Origin of the sequence: Paraclostridium sp. MRS3W1, assembly GCF_032465715.1 — a bacterium.
Lineage (GTDB): Bacteria > Bacillota > Clostridia > Peptostreptococcales > Peptostreptococcaceae > Paraclostridium > Paraclostridium dentum.
Window position 1 is genome coordinate 42,523 of record NZ_JAWDJM010000110.1, and the last position, 16,165, is coordinate 58,687.

At 26.0% G+C, this 16,165-nt stretch carries 21 protein-coding genes; 11 read left to right on the forward strand and 10 right to left on the reverse strand.

Annotated features, from left to right (window positions below):
* Positions 1-123: 123 nt before the first annotated feature.
* The 3 genes from RWY47_RS09060 (at position 124) to RWY47_RS09070 (ending at position 1,120) form a co-directional block, all read left to right on the forward strand.
* Positions 124-489 (forward strand): DUF3796 domain-containing protein, encoded by a 366-nt coding sequence (locus RWY47_RS09060; RefSeq protein ID WP_150843539.1) that lies wholly within the window; start codon positions 124-126, stop codon positions 487-489.
* Between the two features lie 7 nt (positions 490-496).
* Complete coding sequence (locus RWY47_RS09065) at positions 497-700, forward strand: helix-turn-helix transcriptional regulator (RefSeq protein ID WP_170075612.1); 204 nt, start codon at positions 497-499, stop codon at positions 698-700.
* A gap of 201 nt (positions 701-901) precedes the next feature.
* Positions 902-1,120 (forward strand): DUF4177 domain-containing protein, encoded by a 219-nt coding sequence (locus tag RWY47_RS09070; RefSeq protein WP_025162410.1) that lies wholly within the window; start codon positions 902-904, stop codon positions 1,118-1,120.
* A 115-nt stretch (positions 1,121-1,235) separates the two neighbouring features.
* Here RWY47_RS09070 and RWY47_RS09075 read toward each other — a convergent pair whose 3' ends face one another.
* Entirely contained in the window at positions 1,236-1,814 is a 579-nt protein-coding gene (locus RWY47_RS09075) for a helix-turn-helix domain-containing protein (RefSeq protein ID WP_224171011.1), read from the reverse strand.
* A gap of 321 nt (positions 1,815-2,135) precedes the next feature.
* Here RWY47_RS09075 and RWY47_RS09080 point away from each other — a divergent pair, with 321 nt between their 5' ends.
* Entirely contained in the window at positions 2,136-2,465 is a 330-nt protein-coding gene (locus RWY47_RS09080; RefSeq protein WP_224171012.1) for a DUF3784 domain-containing protein, read from the forward strand.
* Between the two features lie 204 nt (positions 2,466-2,669).
* Positions 2,670-3,287, forward strand: coding sequence for a CPBP family intramembrane glutamic endopeptidase (locus tag RWY47_RS09085; protein WP_224171013.1), 618 nt, complete (start codon positions 2,670-2,672; stop codon positions 3,285-3,287).
* Between the two features lie 209 nt (positions 3,288-3,496).
* Here RWY47_RS09085 and RWY47_RS09090 read toward each other — a convergent pair whose 3' ends face one another.
* Positions 3,497-3,787 carry a hypothetical protein gene (locus RWY47_RS09090; RefSeq protein WP_316030300.1) on the reverse strand — a complete coding sequence of 97 codons (291 nt, stop codon included), beginning with the start codon at positions 3,785-3,787 and terminating at the stop codon, positions 3,497-3,499.
* Between the two features lie 118 nt (positions 3,788-3,905).
* Here RWY47_RS09090 and RWY47_RS09095 point away from each other — a divergent pair, with 118 nt between their 5' ends.
* Positions 3,906-4,292 (forward strand): CPBP family glutamic-type intramembrane protease, encoded by a 387-nt coding sequence (locus RWY47_RS09095; RefSeq protein WP_224171015.1) that lies wholly within the window; start codon positions 3,906-3,908, stop codon positions 4,290-4,292.
* A gap of 584 nt (positions 4,293-4,876) precedes the next feature.
* On the opposite strand, the gene RWY47_RS09100 is transcribed toward RWY47_RS09095, so the two are convergent.
* Positions 4,877-5,212 carry a hypothetical protein gene (locus RWY47_RS09100; RefSeq protein ID WP_224171017.1) on the reverse strand — a complete coding sequence of 112 codons (336 nt, stop codon included), beginning with the start codon at positions 5,210-5,212 and terminating at the stop codon, positions 4,877-4,879.
* A gap of 302 nt (positions 5,213-5,514) precedes the next feature.
* Between RWY47_RS09100 and RWY47_RS09105 the strand changes: the two genes are divergently transcribed.
* Positions 5,515-5,925 carry a hypothetical protein gene (locus RWY47_RS09105; protein WP_224171018.1) on the forward strand — a complete coding sequence of 137 codons (411 nt, stop codon included), beginning with the start codon at positions 5,515-5,517 and terminating at the stop codon, positions 5,923-5,925.
* Positions 5,926-6,138, forward strand: coding sequence for a helix-turn-helix transcriptional regulator (locus tag RWY47_RS09110; protein ID WP_025162418.1), 213 nt, complete (start codon positions 5,926-5,928; stop codon positions 6,136-6,138).
* A gap of 130 nt (positions 6,139-6,268) precedes the next feature.
* On the opposite strand, the gene RWY47_RS09115 is transcribed toward RWY47_RS09110, so the two are convergent.
* From RWY47_RS09115 to RWY47_RS09130, 4 genes are all read right to left on the reverse strand, one after another.
* A complete protein-coding gene (locus RWY47_RS09115) occupies positions 6,269-6,664 on the reverse strand; it encodes a YxeA family protein (RefSeq protein WP_224171019.1) in 396 nt (131 codons plus the stop codon).
* A gap of 10 nt (positions 6,665-6,674) precedes the next feature.
* Positions 6,675-7,424 carry a hypothetical protein gene (locus RWY47_RS09120; RefSeq protein ID WP_224171020.1) on the reverse strand — a complete coding sequence of 250 codons (750 nt, stop codon included), beginning with the start codon at positions 7,422-7,424 and terminating at the stop codon, positions 6,675-6,677.
* Positions 7,418-8,221: an ABC transporter ATP-binding protein gene (locus RWY47_RS09125; protein ID WP_025162422.1), complete on the reverse strand. Its 804-nt coding sequence runs from the start codon at positions 8,219-8,221 to the stop codon at positions 7,418-7,420. Before RWY47_RS09125 ends, RWY47_RS09120 begins: the two co-directional genes overlap by 7 nt.
* 246 nt (positions 8,222-8,467) lie before the next feature.
* Complete coding sequence (locus RWY47_RS09130) at positions 8,468-8,659, reverse strand: hypothetical protein (protein ID WP_021430951.1); 192 nt, start codon at positions 8,657-8,659, stop codon at positions 8,468-8,470.
* A 199-nt stretch (positions 8,660-8,858) separates the two neighbouring features.
* Here RWY47_RS09130 and RWY47_RS09135 point away from each other — a divergent pair, with 199 nt between their 5' ends.
* Together RWY47_RS09135 and RWY47_RS09140 are read left to right on the forward strand one after the other, a co-directional pair.
* The gene (locus RWY47_RS09135; protein WP_224171021.1) at positions 8,859-10,514 is read left to right on the forward strand and encodes an alpha-keto acid decarboxylase family protein; all 1,656 of its coding nucleotides are present in this window, start codon (positions 8,859-8,861) and stop codon (positions 10,512-10,514) included.
* Positions 10,515-10,683: 169 nt separating this feature from the next.
* The gene (locus RWY47_RS09140) at positions 10,684-11,112 is read left to right on the forward strand and encodes a MarR family winged helix-turn-helix transcriptional regulator (protein WP_224171022.1); all 429 of its coding nucleotides are present in this window, start codon (positions 10,684-10,686) and stop codon (positions 11,110-11,112) included.
* Positions 11,113-11,251: 139 nt separating this feature from the next.
* Here RWY47_RS09140 and RWY47_RS09145 read toward each other — a convergent pair whose 3' ends face one another.
* Positions 11,252-12,400 (reverse strand): replication initiation protein, encoded by a 1,149-nt coding sequence (locus RWY47_RS09145; RefSeq protein WP_224171023.1) that lies wholly within the window; start codon positions 12,398-12,400, stop codon positions 11,252-11,254.
* 782 nt (positions 12,401-13,182) lie between these two features.
* Positions 13,183-14,319 carry a replication initiation protein gene (locus tag RWY47_RS09150; RefSeq protein WP_224171228.1) on the reverse strand — a complete coding sequence of 379 codons (1,137 nt, stop codon included), beginning with the start codon at positions 14,317-14,319 and terminating at the stop codon, positions 13,183-13,185.
* Positions 14,320-14,759: 440 nt separating this feature from the next.
* Between RWY47_RS09150 and RWY47_RS09155 the strand changes: the two genes are divergently transcribed.
* A complete protein-coding gene (locus RWY47_RS09155) occupies positions 14,760-15,074 on the forward strand; it encodes a DUF3784 domain-containing protein (RefSeq protein WP_224171229.1) in 315 nt (104 codons plus the stop codon).
* A gap of 138 nt (positions 15,075-15,212) precedes the next feature.
* Here RWY47_RS09155 and RWY47_RS09160 read toward each other — a convergent pair whose 3' ends face one another.
* Complete coding sequence (locus RWY47_RS09160; protein ID WP_224171230.1) at positions 15,213-15,683, reverse strand: GNAT family N-acetyltransferase; 471 nt, start codon at positions 15,681-15,683, stop codon at positions 15,213-15,215.
* Between the last annotated feature and the right edge of the window lie 482 nt (positions 15,684-16,165).

Sequence of the window (16,165 nt, forward strand, 5' to 3'; positions counted from 1 at the left end):
TTAACCAAGTTTAGAAATAGCTATAAACTAATTTATTTTACATTTTAGGTATCAATTCAAAAATAAATGTGATATATTTGTAATATAAAGATACAAATATATCACATTCAAAGGGGTTTTATTATGAAAAAAACAATACACAAACATTCATATTTCCTAGGATTTTTAGGGTTTTTAGGATTTTCAGGGGTAAATAATGACCCTATATTCTTTCTAAACTTTGCTTTCTTTGGTTGTTTTGCTTATTTTTGGTGGTTTAAACTAGGATTAACTGAAGATGAACGATTAATTGCAGATAGATATAAAGCAGGTTCAATTTCTTTTAGGATATGTTTTTCAATAGCATTTTTATTAAGTCTTTTTATTGGTCAATTTTCTTTAGACTTTGAATTGCTTTATAAAATTCAATTAATTATACTATCACTTACTTTTGCAATATCTGTAAATTTATGGGCATATTTAACTTACAAATTTGATTTAGAGGACTAAAAATATTATGACAAATTATATAAGTAATTTAAAAAAATATCGACAATTAAAAGAGCTAACACAGGAAGAGTTGGCTATTAAAGTTAATGTTAGAAGAGAAACCATAGCTCGTTTAGAAAATGCTAAATATAATCCTTCACTTGAACTAGCTGTGAGAATATCTAGGGAATTAGATACCCCAATTGAAAGTCTATTCATTTTTGAACTTTAACAATTGATAGTTACTTACGATAAAGTTAATGACCTTAGAATCTAAAAAACGGAGTCTAAGGTCATTTTTTCTAATTATCTTTAAACAAGTTTTTAAGGATTAGTTATTTACTTTAAATTTTAGTCATACTATAAAAACCAATGTGATATATATGTAATATATAGATATAAATAAGTCACATTAGTTAAGGGATATTTTTGTATGTATGAGTATAAATTTATAGAAGTGCCATTAAAGAAAGGTTTTAAAGTTAAATCTGGAGATACTTTTGAAGCATGTAAGTCTATTATTCATGATGAATCTAAAAATGGATGGAGATTAAAGCAAATTGTCATTCCTGCAAATGAAAATACAGGATTTTCAGCTCCAGGTGTAGCAGCTCCATATTGCTATCAAATTGTTTTTGAAAAAAGGAAATAAATTAAATACTTCATTTACATTTTGTAAGTCAATTATAAATACAACTTTATTTTTACATAAAATAAGGATTATAAAATCTTTCTCAAATTTTATAATCCTTTTAAATTATGATATTTTAAAATAATATAATAGACATAATAAAAGCTACAATTGCAGTAATTAATCCAACACCTAATGCCATTGCCCATTGCTGATACGGTCTTTTACCATATTCAATATATTTCTCATTACCCTCTAGCGTCCTTCCCTCTAAAAATGCGTTTAACTCTTTGTACGTTTTTACATCATTATTCTTTTTATGTCTCTCAACTTTACTCGCATAATACATTGATACTAACCATATTAAAATAAATATTAAAAATCCCATATTTTTCCCAAAAATCTTCATAAGTGGAACAACTAATATAATATCTGCTATAAGAAGTATAGTAAAAATCTTACCATCCTTTTCAAATTTAGAAATCTCTTCTTTTTTTATTTCCTTTTTCATTTCTTCAAGGTCTCCTTTAACTAATATATCAAGAGATACATTAAAAAGAGAACTTAATAACAATAAGCTTTTCATATCTGGATAATTTTTATCATTCTCCCAATTTGAAATAGTTTGGCGAGATACAAATATCCTCTCAGCTAATGCCTCTTGTGAAAGCTTTCTATCTGTCCTATATTTCTTTATTTGTTTTCCAATCTCCATCTAATTACCTCCTGTACTATTATCCTATAACCTTAAATTAATTTTAGCTATCAAACCTCTTTGATATTACCTATTTTTAGTATGTAAAAAGCTTTTGACACCTCTCAAAGTGTGTAATTATAAATATCCTACCAAACTTATAATTATTTTATATCATTTTAGGGACTAGTTACATATTTAGAAAACAATAAGTACTATTTTCTATCTATACTTTTCATAAGGAGCAGGTATTTTTACTAGTAACCTTTAAACAAGTTTTTAAGAACTAGATGCAATTTTAAGTATATACATTTATTATAAAACTAAAGGGAGGTCATTGATTTGTTGTTAGATATAGCATTTACTCTGTCAGGTGCATTATTTTTATTATCTAGTGTATTTTTTATTTTTAAAGGCAAGGCATCAGTTTTGATACAAGGATATTCTATTATTTCTAAAAATCACAGAGAATTATATGATGAGCTTAAATTAAGTAAAGATTATGGTTTTATACTTTTTAGATACGGATTAATATTTTTAATTGGAGCACTTGGTTATATTTTTATTTCTGAATTAATTTTATGGTTATGCTTTGTTATTTGGATTATATACTTTGTAAAAAACCTTGTTACTTTTAATTTTGATAACTATAAAATAAATAAGTCTTGCTAGTTAGTAAGATAATGTTAAAGCCCTTAAAATCGAATTAAATAGATTTTAAGGGCTTTTTTACTACAACTCTTTAAACAAGTTTTTAAAGAATAGTATTTTTCAAGAATGACTTCGAAAACACCTATCTTAATAGCCATATTAATATTTTAAATATGCTATAATTTTAATATTATGTCCAATTTATTTGATAGTAGGAGGTATCATATGATTGATAATACTATTTATTTAATAGACCAATTCATAAATACAATAGCTCAAATTTTATTATTTAGCAGTATTCCATTTTTATGGTATTTTATTTCAAAAAGAAGTTTTAAGGGAATATTTAAATTTTTAGGATTTAAAAAAACTAATAAGCAAAATTATTTTCAAGCTTTTAAAATAACTGGTTTAGCATATGTTTTTTCATTTTCTACTATAGTTATCAGCAAGTTAATTCAGGGAGATATGTCTTTAACTCCTATAGCTGGTTCGTATGATAGAGGATTTATTATTTTTACTATATCTTTAGTTCTATTTGGCATAAAGACTGGTCTTAGTGAAGAGATACTTTTTAGAGGATTTTTAGGAAAAAGGTTAATATTTAAGTTTGGATTTTTAAAAGGAAATTTATTACAAACTGGAATTTTTATGATTGTTCATGTATCTACATTTGGTAAATCGCCTACTTTAGAGTTTATTCTTGGACTTATAAACTCTGCTATTATTGGATTTACATTTGGATACATAATGGATAAAAAATCAAATGGAAGTATTTTACCAGTTATAATTTGTCATGGAATTGTGAACGTTACTTCTGCAATTCTAATAAATATAATATAAAAAAGCATATATTTTTTATATTAAAACAACAATTCTTAAAATTTCAATTTAGAAACTAGTTATAAATTTTACATAAAGTTAATGCCCTTAGACCTCAAATAAATGGCTTTTAATGGCTTTTTTACTACAACTCTTTAAACAAGTTTTTAGAGAATAGTTTAAGTTTATTTAAAAAATACTTTTACTTATATCCTAAAATTTATAAATAACTAAGATACAATAATAATTAATGATGATTTAATTATAGGGGGAAAAACAATGAAAAATAAATGAACTAAAAGTAATAATACCATTAAATTAACATTACTTCTCATATTCTTTATTGGGGTTTGGTTTACTGCTAGCGTATTAGAAGCAACCTTTGTTTGGTTTATTACAATTAATTTAATAGCAATATACCTGATTATTAAAAATAAATCTACTACATCTAAAGATTTTATTTTAGGTATTATTTTCGGTATTTTGTGTATGCCATCAAGTCCTATAATGGGAATTTCCACTATTATCCCTTTTATTGCATCTATTGGAATCTTCAAGAAAAGTAAAAATACTGTTCATATTTTCGATAATAATAAAAAAAGCATATTAGTATCAGTAATCTTAATATTGGGAGTTGGGATGATACTTGGTGCAATAAATGTATTTTTTGCAATAGGCAGCATACCAATAAATCCAGGTTTTAAAATACAATATGTATTTAATGCTTTACGTGCTGGAATATTTGAAGAAATATTTTTTAGATTATTCTTCTTTGCTATGTGTGTTTATATTACTAATGATTCTAAATTTTCAAAGATTCAAAATCTATTATGTTATTTGATAATGATTCTTCCACATACATTGATACATTTCAATCTTAGTACATTTAATCTTCCAAGTGTTGTAATGTTATCGGTATTATTTGGGTTACCTTTTGCATCAATGTTAAGAAAATTAAATTTAATATCTGCAATTGGTACACATTCAATAGTTGATATTATTCGTTTTTGTACTTTTGGTATATAGTTAACTCTATTAAAAAAATAATAAAATCTCTTAGTATAACTTGTCCTAAAATTTCCGTTTAAGTACTAGTTATGTATTTCGAATAAAGCTAATACCATTAGAATCCAAATAAATGAATTTTAAGGACATTTTTATGGCTACTCTTTCAACAAGTTTTTAGAGAATAGTTGTATAATAGATATATAATTCAAATTTATAATTTGGTGGTGATAAAATGAGTAGGATTTTTAAAAATTTTAAAAAATACTTAATTATAATACCAATCTACACTATATATATAATTGTTTTTGAATTAATACTAGGATGTAGTTTTGGCGATATTTGGGATGACTTGCTTGATAAATATGGCATAAAAAAAAATATAAAAAGTTATAAGCTAGTTTAGGTTAGTTAAACAAGTCTTAAAATTTAGGTTTAGGGAATAGTTATATCAAAAATGAGTGTAATTGTTTAAATTACTTAATCCTAATAATTACACTCATTCCTACGTTATTAAAACTTTATTTATTTAATAATTTATAACCATTTCTCTAGTTTCTTTTAAATTATTAAGTATGTTAACTATCTAATTAACATACTTATACTTACTCATTTTTACTTTTTAATAAATAGTTTTTCTTAAAAGCAAAGTGCTTTGTCATTGAAACGGTCCCATGAAATGATATTAAAAATACTAGTAAAAAGGTAGCCTCCCAATCAAGCAGAGTCCCTAAAATAATTATAATAAATAATAAAATACAAGATTTTATACAACTCTTGTATTGAAAATCATAGTAACTACTATCTATTACTTTTAATGAATCCTCCCACAACATACCTTGTGTTATCCAATAAGATACTTGATTTTTTTTATAACATCTATAATTATAAATCAAGTATATAGGAACAAAAACTGCACTTACTATAATATACGTACTCATAAATTCCCCCTTCAAATTTAATGAATTTCTTCACGACACATATTTATTTTAGCTTTTCTATAGCATATTCTAAACCATTACTTATATGCTTTCAATAAGCTTTTAGATAACTCGTTTAGCTCATTTAATTGATAATCTATATCCTTCTAATGTATTGGTATATTTAATTTTATAGAATAGTTTATATTATAAGATTAAAAGTTATATATTTCTAACATTAATAGTTGAAAAACATTTTCATAAGTGATATATTTATAACATATTAAGTTATAAATATATCACTTATAAAGGGGGACGACTATATGTCTAATAGTCAATTTACTATCAAATCACAACTTACTTTGGATATTTTCACAATGATCTTTATTTTACTAAGTGCAATATTTGATCTTTACTTTAACTCACAATATTCAAATTATGTAACATTAGCATGGGGTAGATGTCTATTGGTTATGTTAGTTTTACAATTAAAATTCAAGGGGATTAATGATGAATTGTCTGAAACTATATTATCAAAAGTAAATAAAATGAGTATGAATTTTATATTTGTATCTATAGCCTTAATTGGTATGTTTGCTACAACACCTCGTACTTCTTATATTTTTAAATCTGTTAATAGTCTTGGATTAGTAATTATAATAACTTTGCTATTACTTACAATTTTTAGGTTATTATCATATATATACTATGATAGAAAGGGACTTTATAATTAAATGCCTATTTTAAAAACAAATATTAAAGAGTATAGAGAAAAAGCTCTTATTAAACAAAATGAATTAGCTAAATTGGTTGGAGTAAGACGTGAGACTATAGTTCATTTAGAGAATGGTCGATATAATCCATCTCTTAAGTTAGCTATGGATATCGCAAAAGTCTTTAATACTTCAGTTGAAAATTTATTCGAATTTGTTGATGAAGAAGAATAAGTAAACTTAAATAAAAAAGGAATTGTACAACAATTTGTTGTACAATTCCTTTTTAAATTTGTAATTCAGTTTCTTTTACAATCTGTTTAACAATTTATATTTAAACAATTGAAATAACTGTGTTTGCCTTTTATTTTCTAGTTCCTTCTTTTTCTATCTTTTCTAAAGCTTTTGCAGGCACATCCTCTTTGTTAACTGTACTTTCACCCAGAGAGATTGTTTTACTAGCACTTATCTTAATGTAAGCCCCTGGTGCATAATAATCCTTTGCAGTACCTTGTTTAGCAAAATTAAAATCCCTTTTATTTCCTTCTTTATCATATCCAATTAAATTATACTCTTTTCCCTTTATTTCTTTTTTACCTTCATCATCTACTAACCAAGAATCTTTATTTACTTCATCTGTTGGTACTTGTGTATAATAAGTTTCTGATGCAACATATCTATTATTATAATATCCTTTTGCCCAAAGTGCTCCACCTACAATTATTGCTACGGCGATTAAAATTCCTAATGTTTTTTTCATATTCTACCTCCTAAAATTCAAGTTCTTTTTTTCTAAATATAATCATTGAAACTATTACTGGTATTACCATGTATAGTATAATTTCTATTATTGAAGTTATATTAAAACTTCCTTTTGTAATATAGTTTAGCTTTTCTATAGCTAATAATGTTGTAAACATATGCTCAGTTAAATTTCCTACTAAATCTACTACAAACTGTTGAGAAAGTATAAGATTTAATATCATCCCTACTGTTCCTGATCCTAACAATACAAATGATATTGTTCCATACATTGCATTTTGATAATGATAAACTAATATTGTAGATATACCTACATATACAATAATCTTTAGTATTCCTGTTGCTGCTCCAAGAGTCAGTTCTAAAAACTGTTCGTGCGTAAGAGTAAGTCCTAAAATCTTTGGTACAGCTATTACAAGTACACCTAACAATACACCCGAAATCACTGACAATATTACCGTTTCTATTGCTTTTGTTAATATAATTTTATTTCTATCAATACCATACCCTATAGCTATTTGCATTGCTTTACTTTTAAAATCATCTGAATATATTGATAAAAATATTGGTATTCCTACTACTAAAGGATAGAATCCTAAAAACATATCTGTTTTTGAAAGATATCCTCCTCCATCTAAATTTGGAGTATATATTATAAATACCATCGTAAGGAATAATCCTAAAAAAGTTGCTACCGTGTATATTAAAGATTTCTTACGACTCATTCTATTTAAATCTGCTATTAAATAATTTAACATTTCTTCGCCCCCTCTACTAATTCAAAGTAGTAATCTTCTAACGTCTTTGTAGATGATTTTTCTTGTAAAATTTCTATTTTGTTTTCCTTTAAAATCTTCTTTGTTCTCTCAATATCACTTACTTTAATCTCTATAGTATCTGCTTCACTTTCCAAATTGTTTTTATCTATTTCTTTAAGTATTTTTCCTTCATGAACAATACCAAATCTATTTGCAGTATGTTCTAATTCTCCAAGAATATGAGAAGATACTATTATTGTCATTTTATACTCTTCATTTAACTTCTTTATTAAGTTTCTAATATCAGCTATCCCCTGTGGATCTAATCCATTTGTAGGTTCGTCTAATATTAGTATTTCTGGGTTACCAAGTATCGCATTTGCTATTCCTAATCTTTGCTTCATTCCCATAGAAAAGTTTTTATATTTTGCTTTTGTTTCATGTAAGTTTACTATTTTTAATACTCTATCAATTTCTCCTTTATCCTTGATTCCTTTTAATTGTCTATAATAGTTTAGGTTTTCTCTAGCATCTAAATAATCAAAGAAGTTTTTCCCTATGAAAAACCCGATTTTTTTCCTATTTGCAAGCAATTCATTTTTATCTTTACTACCTTTTATTGATAATTCTCCACTACTAAATTCTGATAATCCTAATATAACTTTAAATATAGTTGTTTTACCTGCTCCATTTTTTCCTACAAGCCCATATATTTCACCACTATTTACACTTAAACTTAAGTCTTTAGTGACATGAAATTTGCCATAATATTTATTAATATTTTTTAACTTTATCATATTCTCTCCTTTTCTTTATCCGTGCTTTATTTAACTCTATTTTATACATCCATTCTTAACTAAAAATAAATCCAACCTTAAATAAACCTTACTTTTTTAAAATTCATATAAAAATCAGTAAAAATTCAGAGCTAACCTATAAGAAACATCTTTTATAGCTCATATAGATAAAAATAAGGCAAGTTATATCAGATATAACTTGCCTTATTTTTATCTATATAGTTTTAATTACATTCCTAACTTTTCCTAATCAAATCTTTCAACACTACCCTTGTATATAAATTCTGTGTGTTTACACTCAGGGCACACATGTATATTAAATATTAAATGCTCTTCAACATCAAATAATGTTTTAAATAATCCCCTATCATTTTCCCTAGACTCAAATCTATACTCCTTTAAAAACTTCATTTCAGTATTACACCTTAAACAATTCATAAATACCCCTCCAAATATAATTCTTCTTATTATTAATTATATTCTATTTAATTATATTAGTTAAATTAAAATTTATATTTGAATATAATTATAATTCATGTTATAGTTAGTTGTACATACAAATGACTTTTTTATTTGTATCTGATTTTCTAATAAAAATAAGACATTTAAATTTTAAATTAACATTGGAGGTTTTTTTATGAAAATTAAAATAGGTGATTACTTAATTAAAAGACTACACGAATTAAACGTAGATTGTGTATATGGAGTTCCCGGTGACTATAATTTGGGATTTTTAGATTTAATAGAAGATTCAAAAGATGTTAAGTGGGTTGGTAACTGTAATGAGTTAAATGCTGCTTATGCAGCAGATGGATATGCAAGAATAAAAGGTATGGGAGCTATAGTTACTACATTTGGAGTTGGCGAACTTAGTGCTATAAACGGTGTAGCCGGTTCATTTACTGAAAATGTTCCAGTTATCAAAATAGTTGGTTCTCCATCAGCAAATGTTCAAAATACTAGATCTCTTGTCCATCACTCAACAGGAGAAGGTGATTTTAGTACTTTTAGTAGAATGTTTAAAGAAATAACTGTAGCTCAAACTTTTATAAATGAATTTAATGCTGCTTCTGAAATAGATAGAGTTCTTACAACTGCGTATCAATTTAAAAGACCTGGATACATAGAGCTACCCGTAGATATAGTAAGTTCAGAAATAGATGTAGATATGAAGCCTCTTAACTTAGAGTTAAAAAGCAATGAAGAAACTTTAAGTAAATTTATAAAAACTGTAGAAAAATTAATATCTAACTCAAAAAATCAAATGATTTTAGCTGACTATAAAGTTTTAAGAACTAAAACACAAGCAGAAGTTGAAAATTTAATTAATAGTGCTAAAATTCCAGTAAGTACATTGAGTATGGGTAAAACTTCTATTTGTGAAGAAAATCCATATTTTGCAGGCGTTTATACTGGTGAATTAAGCTCTAATCAACTGAAAAATATTATAAAATCTACAGATTTAGCTATATTAATAGGAGTTAAGTTAACGGACTCAACAACAGCTGGATTTAGTTATATAAATGAAGATATGATTCACATAGAAATTGATATTGCATCTGCTAGAATAGGAAAAGAAGTGTTTACTGGAATATATATAAAAGATGTTATAAACGCTCTTGCTAACTCAGGTATACATTATTTTAACGAAAACAATGTAGTTAAAGAGCCTAGTAAAAAATTTATACCAACTGATGCTGATATAACACAAAATAGATATTTTGAACAATTACAAGATTTCTTTAAGGAAGGAGATGTAGTTGTTGCAGAACAAGGAACATCTTACTTCGGTGCCAGTACTGTTAATATGCCAAAAGGAAGTACATTTATTGGACAACCTTTATGGGGGTCAATAGGATATACAGTTCCTGCTGTTTTAGGTACACAAATGGCTGATATAAGCAGAAGAAATATACTTTTAGTTGGAGATGGTTCATTCCAACTTACAGCCCAAGAAGTTTCAACTATGATTAGACAGAATCTAAATATTGTATTATTTGTTGTAAATAATGATGGTTATACAGTAGAAAGAGTTATTCATGGTCCAAGAAGAGAGTACAATGATGTCCAAATGTGGAAATATCATATGTTACCAGAAGTTTTCTCTGCAAATAATGAAAACAAACCATTAGTTTTTAATGTTAAAACAGAACAAGAACTTGCTAATGCAATGAATAAAATTAATGAAAATCCAAATAAATTATCTTTTGTAGAGGTTCATATGGGTATCGATGATGTTCCAACATTATTAGGTAATCTTGCAAAAATATTTGTTGATCAAAATGGATATTAAAAATTAATATTTTAAATATTGGAAATCCTAAGATATATCAATTTATATATCTTAGGATTTTATTATATTTATAAGTAATAAATTTATGATTTAAAAGCTAGAATTATTGTAAATTTTAGTATATTGTTATATTAATATATAAATTTCATAAAGAAAAACGGAGGACAATATGATAGAGAATGATTTTTCTAGTTGCTTATTTTTTACAACAACTAGATTACAAAAAATATCTTATAAAATAGCCGAAGATGAGTTTAAAAAATTAGGAATGTCACCTTCATATGTGTACATACTTTTGGGAGTACATCTTCAGCCTGGTATAACACAAAAAGAGTTGTGCAAAGAACTCCATCTAATGCCATCTACATTAACTAGACTTATGGATAAGTTAATTTTAAAAGGTTTAGTAGAGAAAAAACAAAATGGCAAAAACTCACATATTTATTTAACTAATGAAGGAAAAGAAATGCATAGTGATATCGAGAAACTTAGATTAAAACTACATGATCGTTATAAGAAAATATTGGGAGAAGAAGAATATCAACATCTAATTAAATTGACAAATGAATCAGCAAAATTATTAGAATCGGGATATTAATAAATGTTTATAATACAAAAAGGAATTGAATAACAATTTGTTGTTCAATTCCTTTTTGTATTTGTATTTCAATGTGTTAAATAATTTGTTTTATAATTTGTATCTTAACACTTGAAATTTCTATATTGTACTAATTTATCTACCAAAACATATCCATTTCTCTTTTGTGATCTATGTCTTCTTTTTCTTCTAATTTATATTCAACAATCTTATTGTCTAAAGTTCCTTTAAAAAACTTATATGAAGTTGCTTTAATAGTTTCAACATCATCTTTATCAAGCGTTATCATAACTGCATCTTCAAACGCCTTTTCCATATATTTATTCTTAAAATCAATATCTTTAAAATCCATTTTGACTCTTCTTAAAGTGCCTTTAGTAAATATACTTTCATCGGGAATAAAGATCTCTATCTTATTCTCTTTCGTATCAGATATAGTTTTTGGCTCAATAATTACCTTGTCATTTATGATGATTTCTTCTTTATTTTCACAATCATTTTCATCATAAGTAATCGCAACTTCTTCTAGCTCTATACCCGGAATTTCTTTTATAATTTCATCCTTTGTAAAGTACTTACGCTTGTCTAAATCTTTAATGTAAAAATCAATAGAATCAACTTTTCGTCCTACTTTATTTTCTTTTATATCTATTTCAAAGTATCCAGTCTCATTAAGCTCTTTTATTGCTGGAAGTATTACTCTTCTCTTAAAATCATTGTATTTGCTATATTTATCCTCTAGCATTAATAGTTCTTTAATTTCATCCAATTTATAGTTTATAGTATCTTTTGTCCCACTCCAAAGTCTCAATAAATCATAAAATCGTTGAGCGTAAGAATTGTTTAAAGATAGCCAAATCTGCACATTGACAGGTGTATATCCCATTTTTAAGTATTCTTTTAATAAGTTATGTATTTTCTCTGATGCTTCAATATTGAATATCCCTAATTCGTCGTCATACTCATACCCATTTATAAATCCATATGCTCCCCATAAATTACCTTTTTTATTTTTCTTTTCTTCCTTGAAATATATAGGTTTCTTTCTTAGATCTTCTAATACTTCTAAAACCCCTTTAACTGTGTTTTTTTGCTTGAATTTAATTATGTCTTTAAATTCAGAGTGGCTAATTGAGCAAGTTAACACTCCATCTGATTTTTTTTGAAGTTTATACAACATAGATAAAAATACTCTGTTTTCAATTAAACTTAAGCTATACCTAGCTTTCACCAGCATATTGTTTTTCATCAATATACGATTACTTTCTAATTCTTCTATCAGATTCACGTTTACTATCCCCCTTTAAACTAATTCTAGTTATAGAGTAACAAATGGTTTTTACTACGTCAACAATTTTAATTTTGTCGTTTTTATGCTCCCTAATACGTCGTAGTTAATCCCTGATTTGTCGTCTTTAATCCCTAATACGTCGTAGTTATGTCCCTGATTTGTCGCTTTAAATCCCTAATACGTCGTAATAAATCCCTAATTTGTCGCTTTTAAACTTCTTATCCTTAGTGTTTTCAATGGATTGAGCTATGTCTAAATACTATTAAATACTATTAAATACTTTTATAAATACTAAGTAAAGACTAGTAAAGGTCATTTTTCTGTTCTAATCTGTCCTATTAAAAATAAATCCCTGATTTGTCGCTTTTAAAAATACAGATTGAATTTACTAAAACTTATATATAAAGTTATTTAAGAATAAAACATAATAACTTTACAAATTAACCAACTGGTTATTACAGTTTCATTTTGAAACTTCCTATTTGTCCTATTAATAAAATAAGTCCCTGATTTGTCGCTTTTAAAAAATATAAACGTATCTGTATTTAATTAAAATTTAGGAATTATTGTTGATTTACTCAATTTTACTTTAATTTGAATTTCCCATTTGTCCTATTTCAATAAAACAAATCCCTAATTTGTCGCTTTTAAAATTCAATTCATATATGTCGTAAACATACACTCATAAACGTGGGGCATTACACAAAAAAGACAGATTTCTCTGCCTTTTCATATTTATATAATCATTTAACTACAATTGTCTATTAGATTTAATTCATCTACCAAAATGTATCCATTTCTCTCTTATGATCTAGATCCTCTTTTTCTTCTAGCTTATATTCAACAATCTTATTATCCAAAGTTCCTTTGAAAAACTTGTATGAAGTTGCTTTAATAGTCTCAACATCATCTCTATCAAGAGTTATCATAACTGCGTCATCGAAAGCTCTTTCCATATATTCATTCTTAAAATCAATATCTTTAAAATCTTTCTTAAAACTTCTTAAAGTCCCCTTAGTAAATATAGTTTCATCAGGAACAAAGTGATCAAGTTTTTTAGGTTTTTCTTTTAAAAGACTTTCTTCTGCAGTGTCACACGCATCATCACTAGAAGTAAGTGCAACGTCTTCAAGTACGATATTAGGAATTTCTTTTATAATTTCATCTTTATTGAAATATTTTCTCTTGTCCAAATCTTTAACGTAGAAATCAATAGATTCAACTTTTCTACCTACTTTGTTTTCTTTTATCTCTATTTCAAAATATCCAGTTTCATTAAGTTCCTTTATTGCTGGAAGTATAACCCTTCTCTTAAAATCTCCATATAAATTATATTTCTCATCTATTTGAAGAAGGTCTTTTAACTCCGATACTTCATAGTTTATAACTTGTTTAGTTCCACTCCAAACCCTTAGTAAATCATACAACCTTTGAGCATAGTAATTATTCATTCCAAGTTTAACAATTAAATTAATCGGTGTGTGGCCTTCCCTTTTGTCATAATAATTTTGGATTAAAGTATATATTTCTTCTGTAGCCTTTACTATAAAAGTATCTCTATCTTCATCATAAGTTGAACCATTTATAAGCCCGAATCTATGCCATTTATATTTATCCTTATCTTTTATCTTTTCAGCAATTAAGATTTCCTTTAATCTAAGTGATTCCAATAAATCACTTACTCCTTTTATAGTTTTATCTTTCTCTTTGCCTATTAAATTTCTAAGTTCATTCCTATGAATTTCACAACTTAAAATACCATCTTTTTCCTTTTGAAATTTATATAATAAAAGTTCAAACACTCTATTTTGAACCAATGTTAAGTTGTACTTAGCTTTAACCAAAGAATTGTGTTTCATTAACACTTTTATATCTTCATCCGTTCCAAAACGACTCCTTAACTCTTCTCTATCCATTTTCCACCTCTTATATTTTGATTATATTATAAATAATACTATAATCACTCAACTATGACAATTATTTTAAAATTGTCATAGTTAGACTTCCTAAATGTCATAATTAACTTCCCATTTGTCATACTAAGTTTCCCAAATGTCATAGTTGAACTTCCTATTTGTCATATTAAACTTCCCAAATGTCATAGTTCGCTTCCCATTTGTCATATTTAGAGTCCTAAACTTAAGCAATTCCAATACTTACATATATGTCTAAATACTATAAATACTATTAAATACTTTCTTAAATACTAGTAAATACTAGTAAAGGTCATTTTTCTTTTCTTTTCTGTTCTATTTTTTTACATATAAACGACTTGCACTAAAAAATATTTAAATTGAAATAAATATTAAAACTATTTTTTAAATGGATTAGTATAAATAATAAGGGGGGGATAGATATGATAGAAGGAATTATATGTTTAATTATGTCAGTTATATTTTTTATTTACTCATTATTTGCATTTAAACAAAAGGGTCCATTATTAACAAGTATGTATTACATTTCAAATGCTGAAGATCGAGCCAAAATGAAAACCAAAAAAGAATATCATCTTGTTGCTAAGACATACTTATTGCTATCAATAGCTCTTTTGCTTGTAGCACTTGGAGAAATATTTAAAATACAATGGACTTTTACAGCTGCAATTATAGTGATAATTTTTACTGTTATTTATACGTTTGTTGTTTCAGCAAAAAATACGATTAAAAAGTAGATATATACAAAATAATTAAAAATTACGTTTAAAAGGCGATTATTTTGTATAAGCTAACTAGATTATGTATTTTAGATAAAATGCCCTTAGAATCCAAATAAATGGATTTTAAGGGCATTTCTGCATAAGTATTCCATCTTATTTTTTTATATACTCCATAATGAAAAATTCACCGGTACCCAGATAAGTTTCTTGATGTTTTCTATCAATCACTTTAAAACCTTGAGATTCATAGCATCTAATAGCCCTTTTATTCCAACTTCGAACTTCTAATATAATTGGTTTACTGGGATACCTTTTTTTACATTCATCTAAAGCCATACTAACTATTTGTTTGCCTATTCCAATCCCACAATATTCTGGCTTAACACCTATACCAAAGAATACAGATTCTCCCTCATCTAGTAAATTTACAAATCCAACAAGATTATTCTTACTGTCTGCATATCCAATGAAATTTTCTCTTTTCTCTTTTTTACATAATGATATTTGTTTTTTTATAATCTCATCCCATGAAGGCAAATTGTATATACTATAATCCCCTTCGTATTTCCATGGAGTTATTTCTTTAGCTAATTCTTCAGTAAACTTAACTGGATTTAAATTCATAGAAATCCCCCTAATGTAATTTTCAATAAATTGTATACTAGCAATTAGCAAAAATCCATATTGATATGAAATTTAAAACTTAATATCATCTCTCAAAAATGTAAGAAATGTTTAAGCTTAGTGTCAGGCTATTTTAAGATGAACCAGGTATAATGAGTTTATCAAATAAAACAGGTCAAGAGGAGGAGTTACACATGACAATATTATTAGGAAGTTTAATCATAGCTCCATTTGTATTAGCTGTAGGGGCTGCATTAGTAAGTAGTGAGTTAGAAGTTGCAAATCAACAATAAATTTTGTATTGAAAGAACATAGAAAAACATATTTAATTAGAGTTTTAAAATAATTAATTTCTATATAGATAAATATTTTGTTAACTAGCTATGTAACAATGTTTAAAGTTAAATTAGTACGTGAAAATCAATAAAAATTCAATTTTAATAAATATTTTGTTAACTAGCTAATTAACATGCTTTAAATGA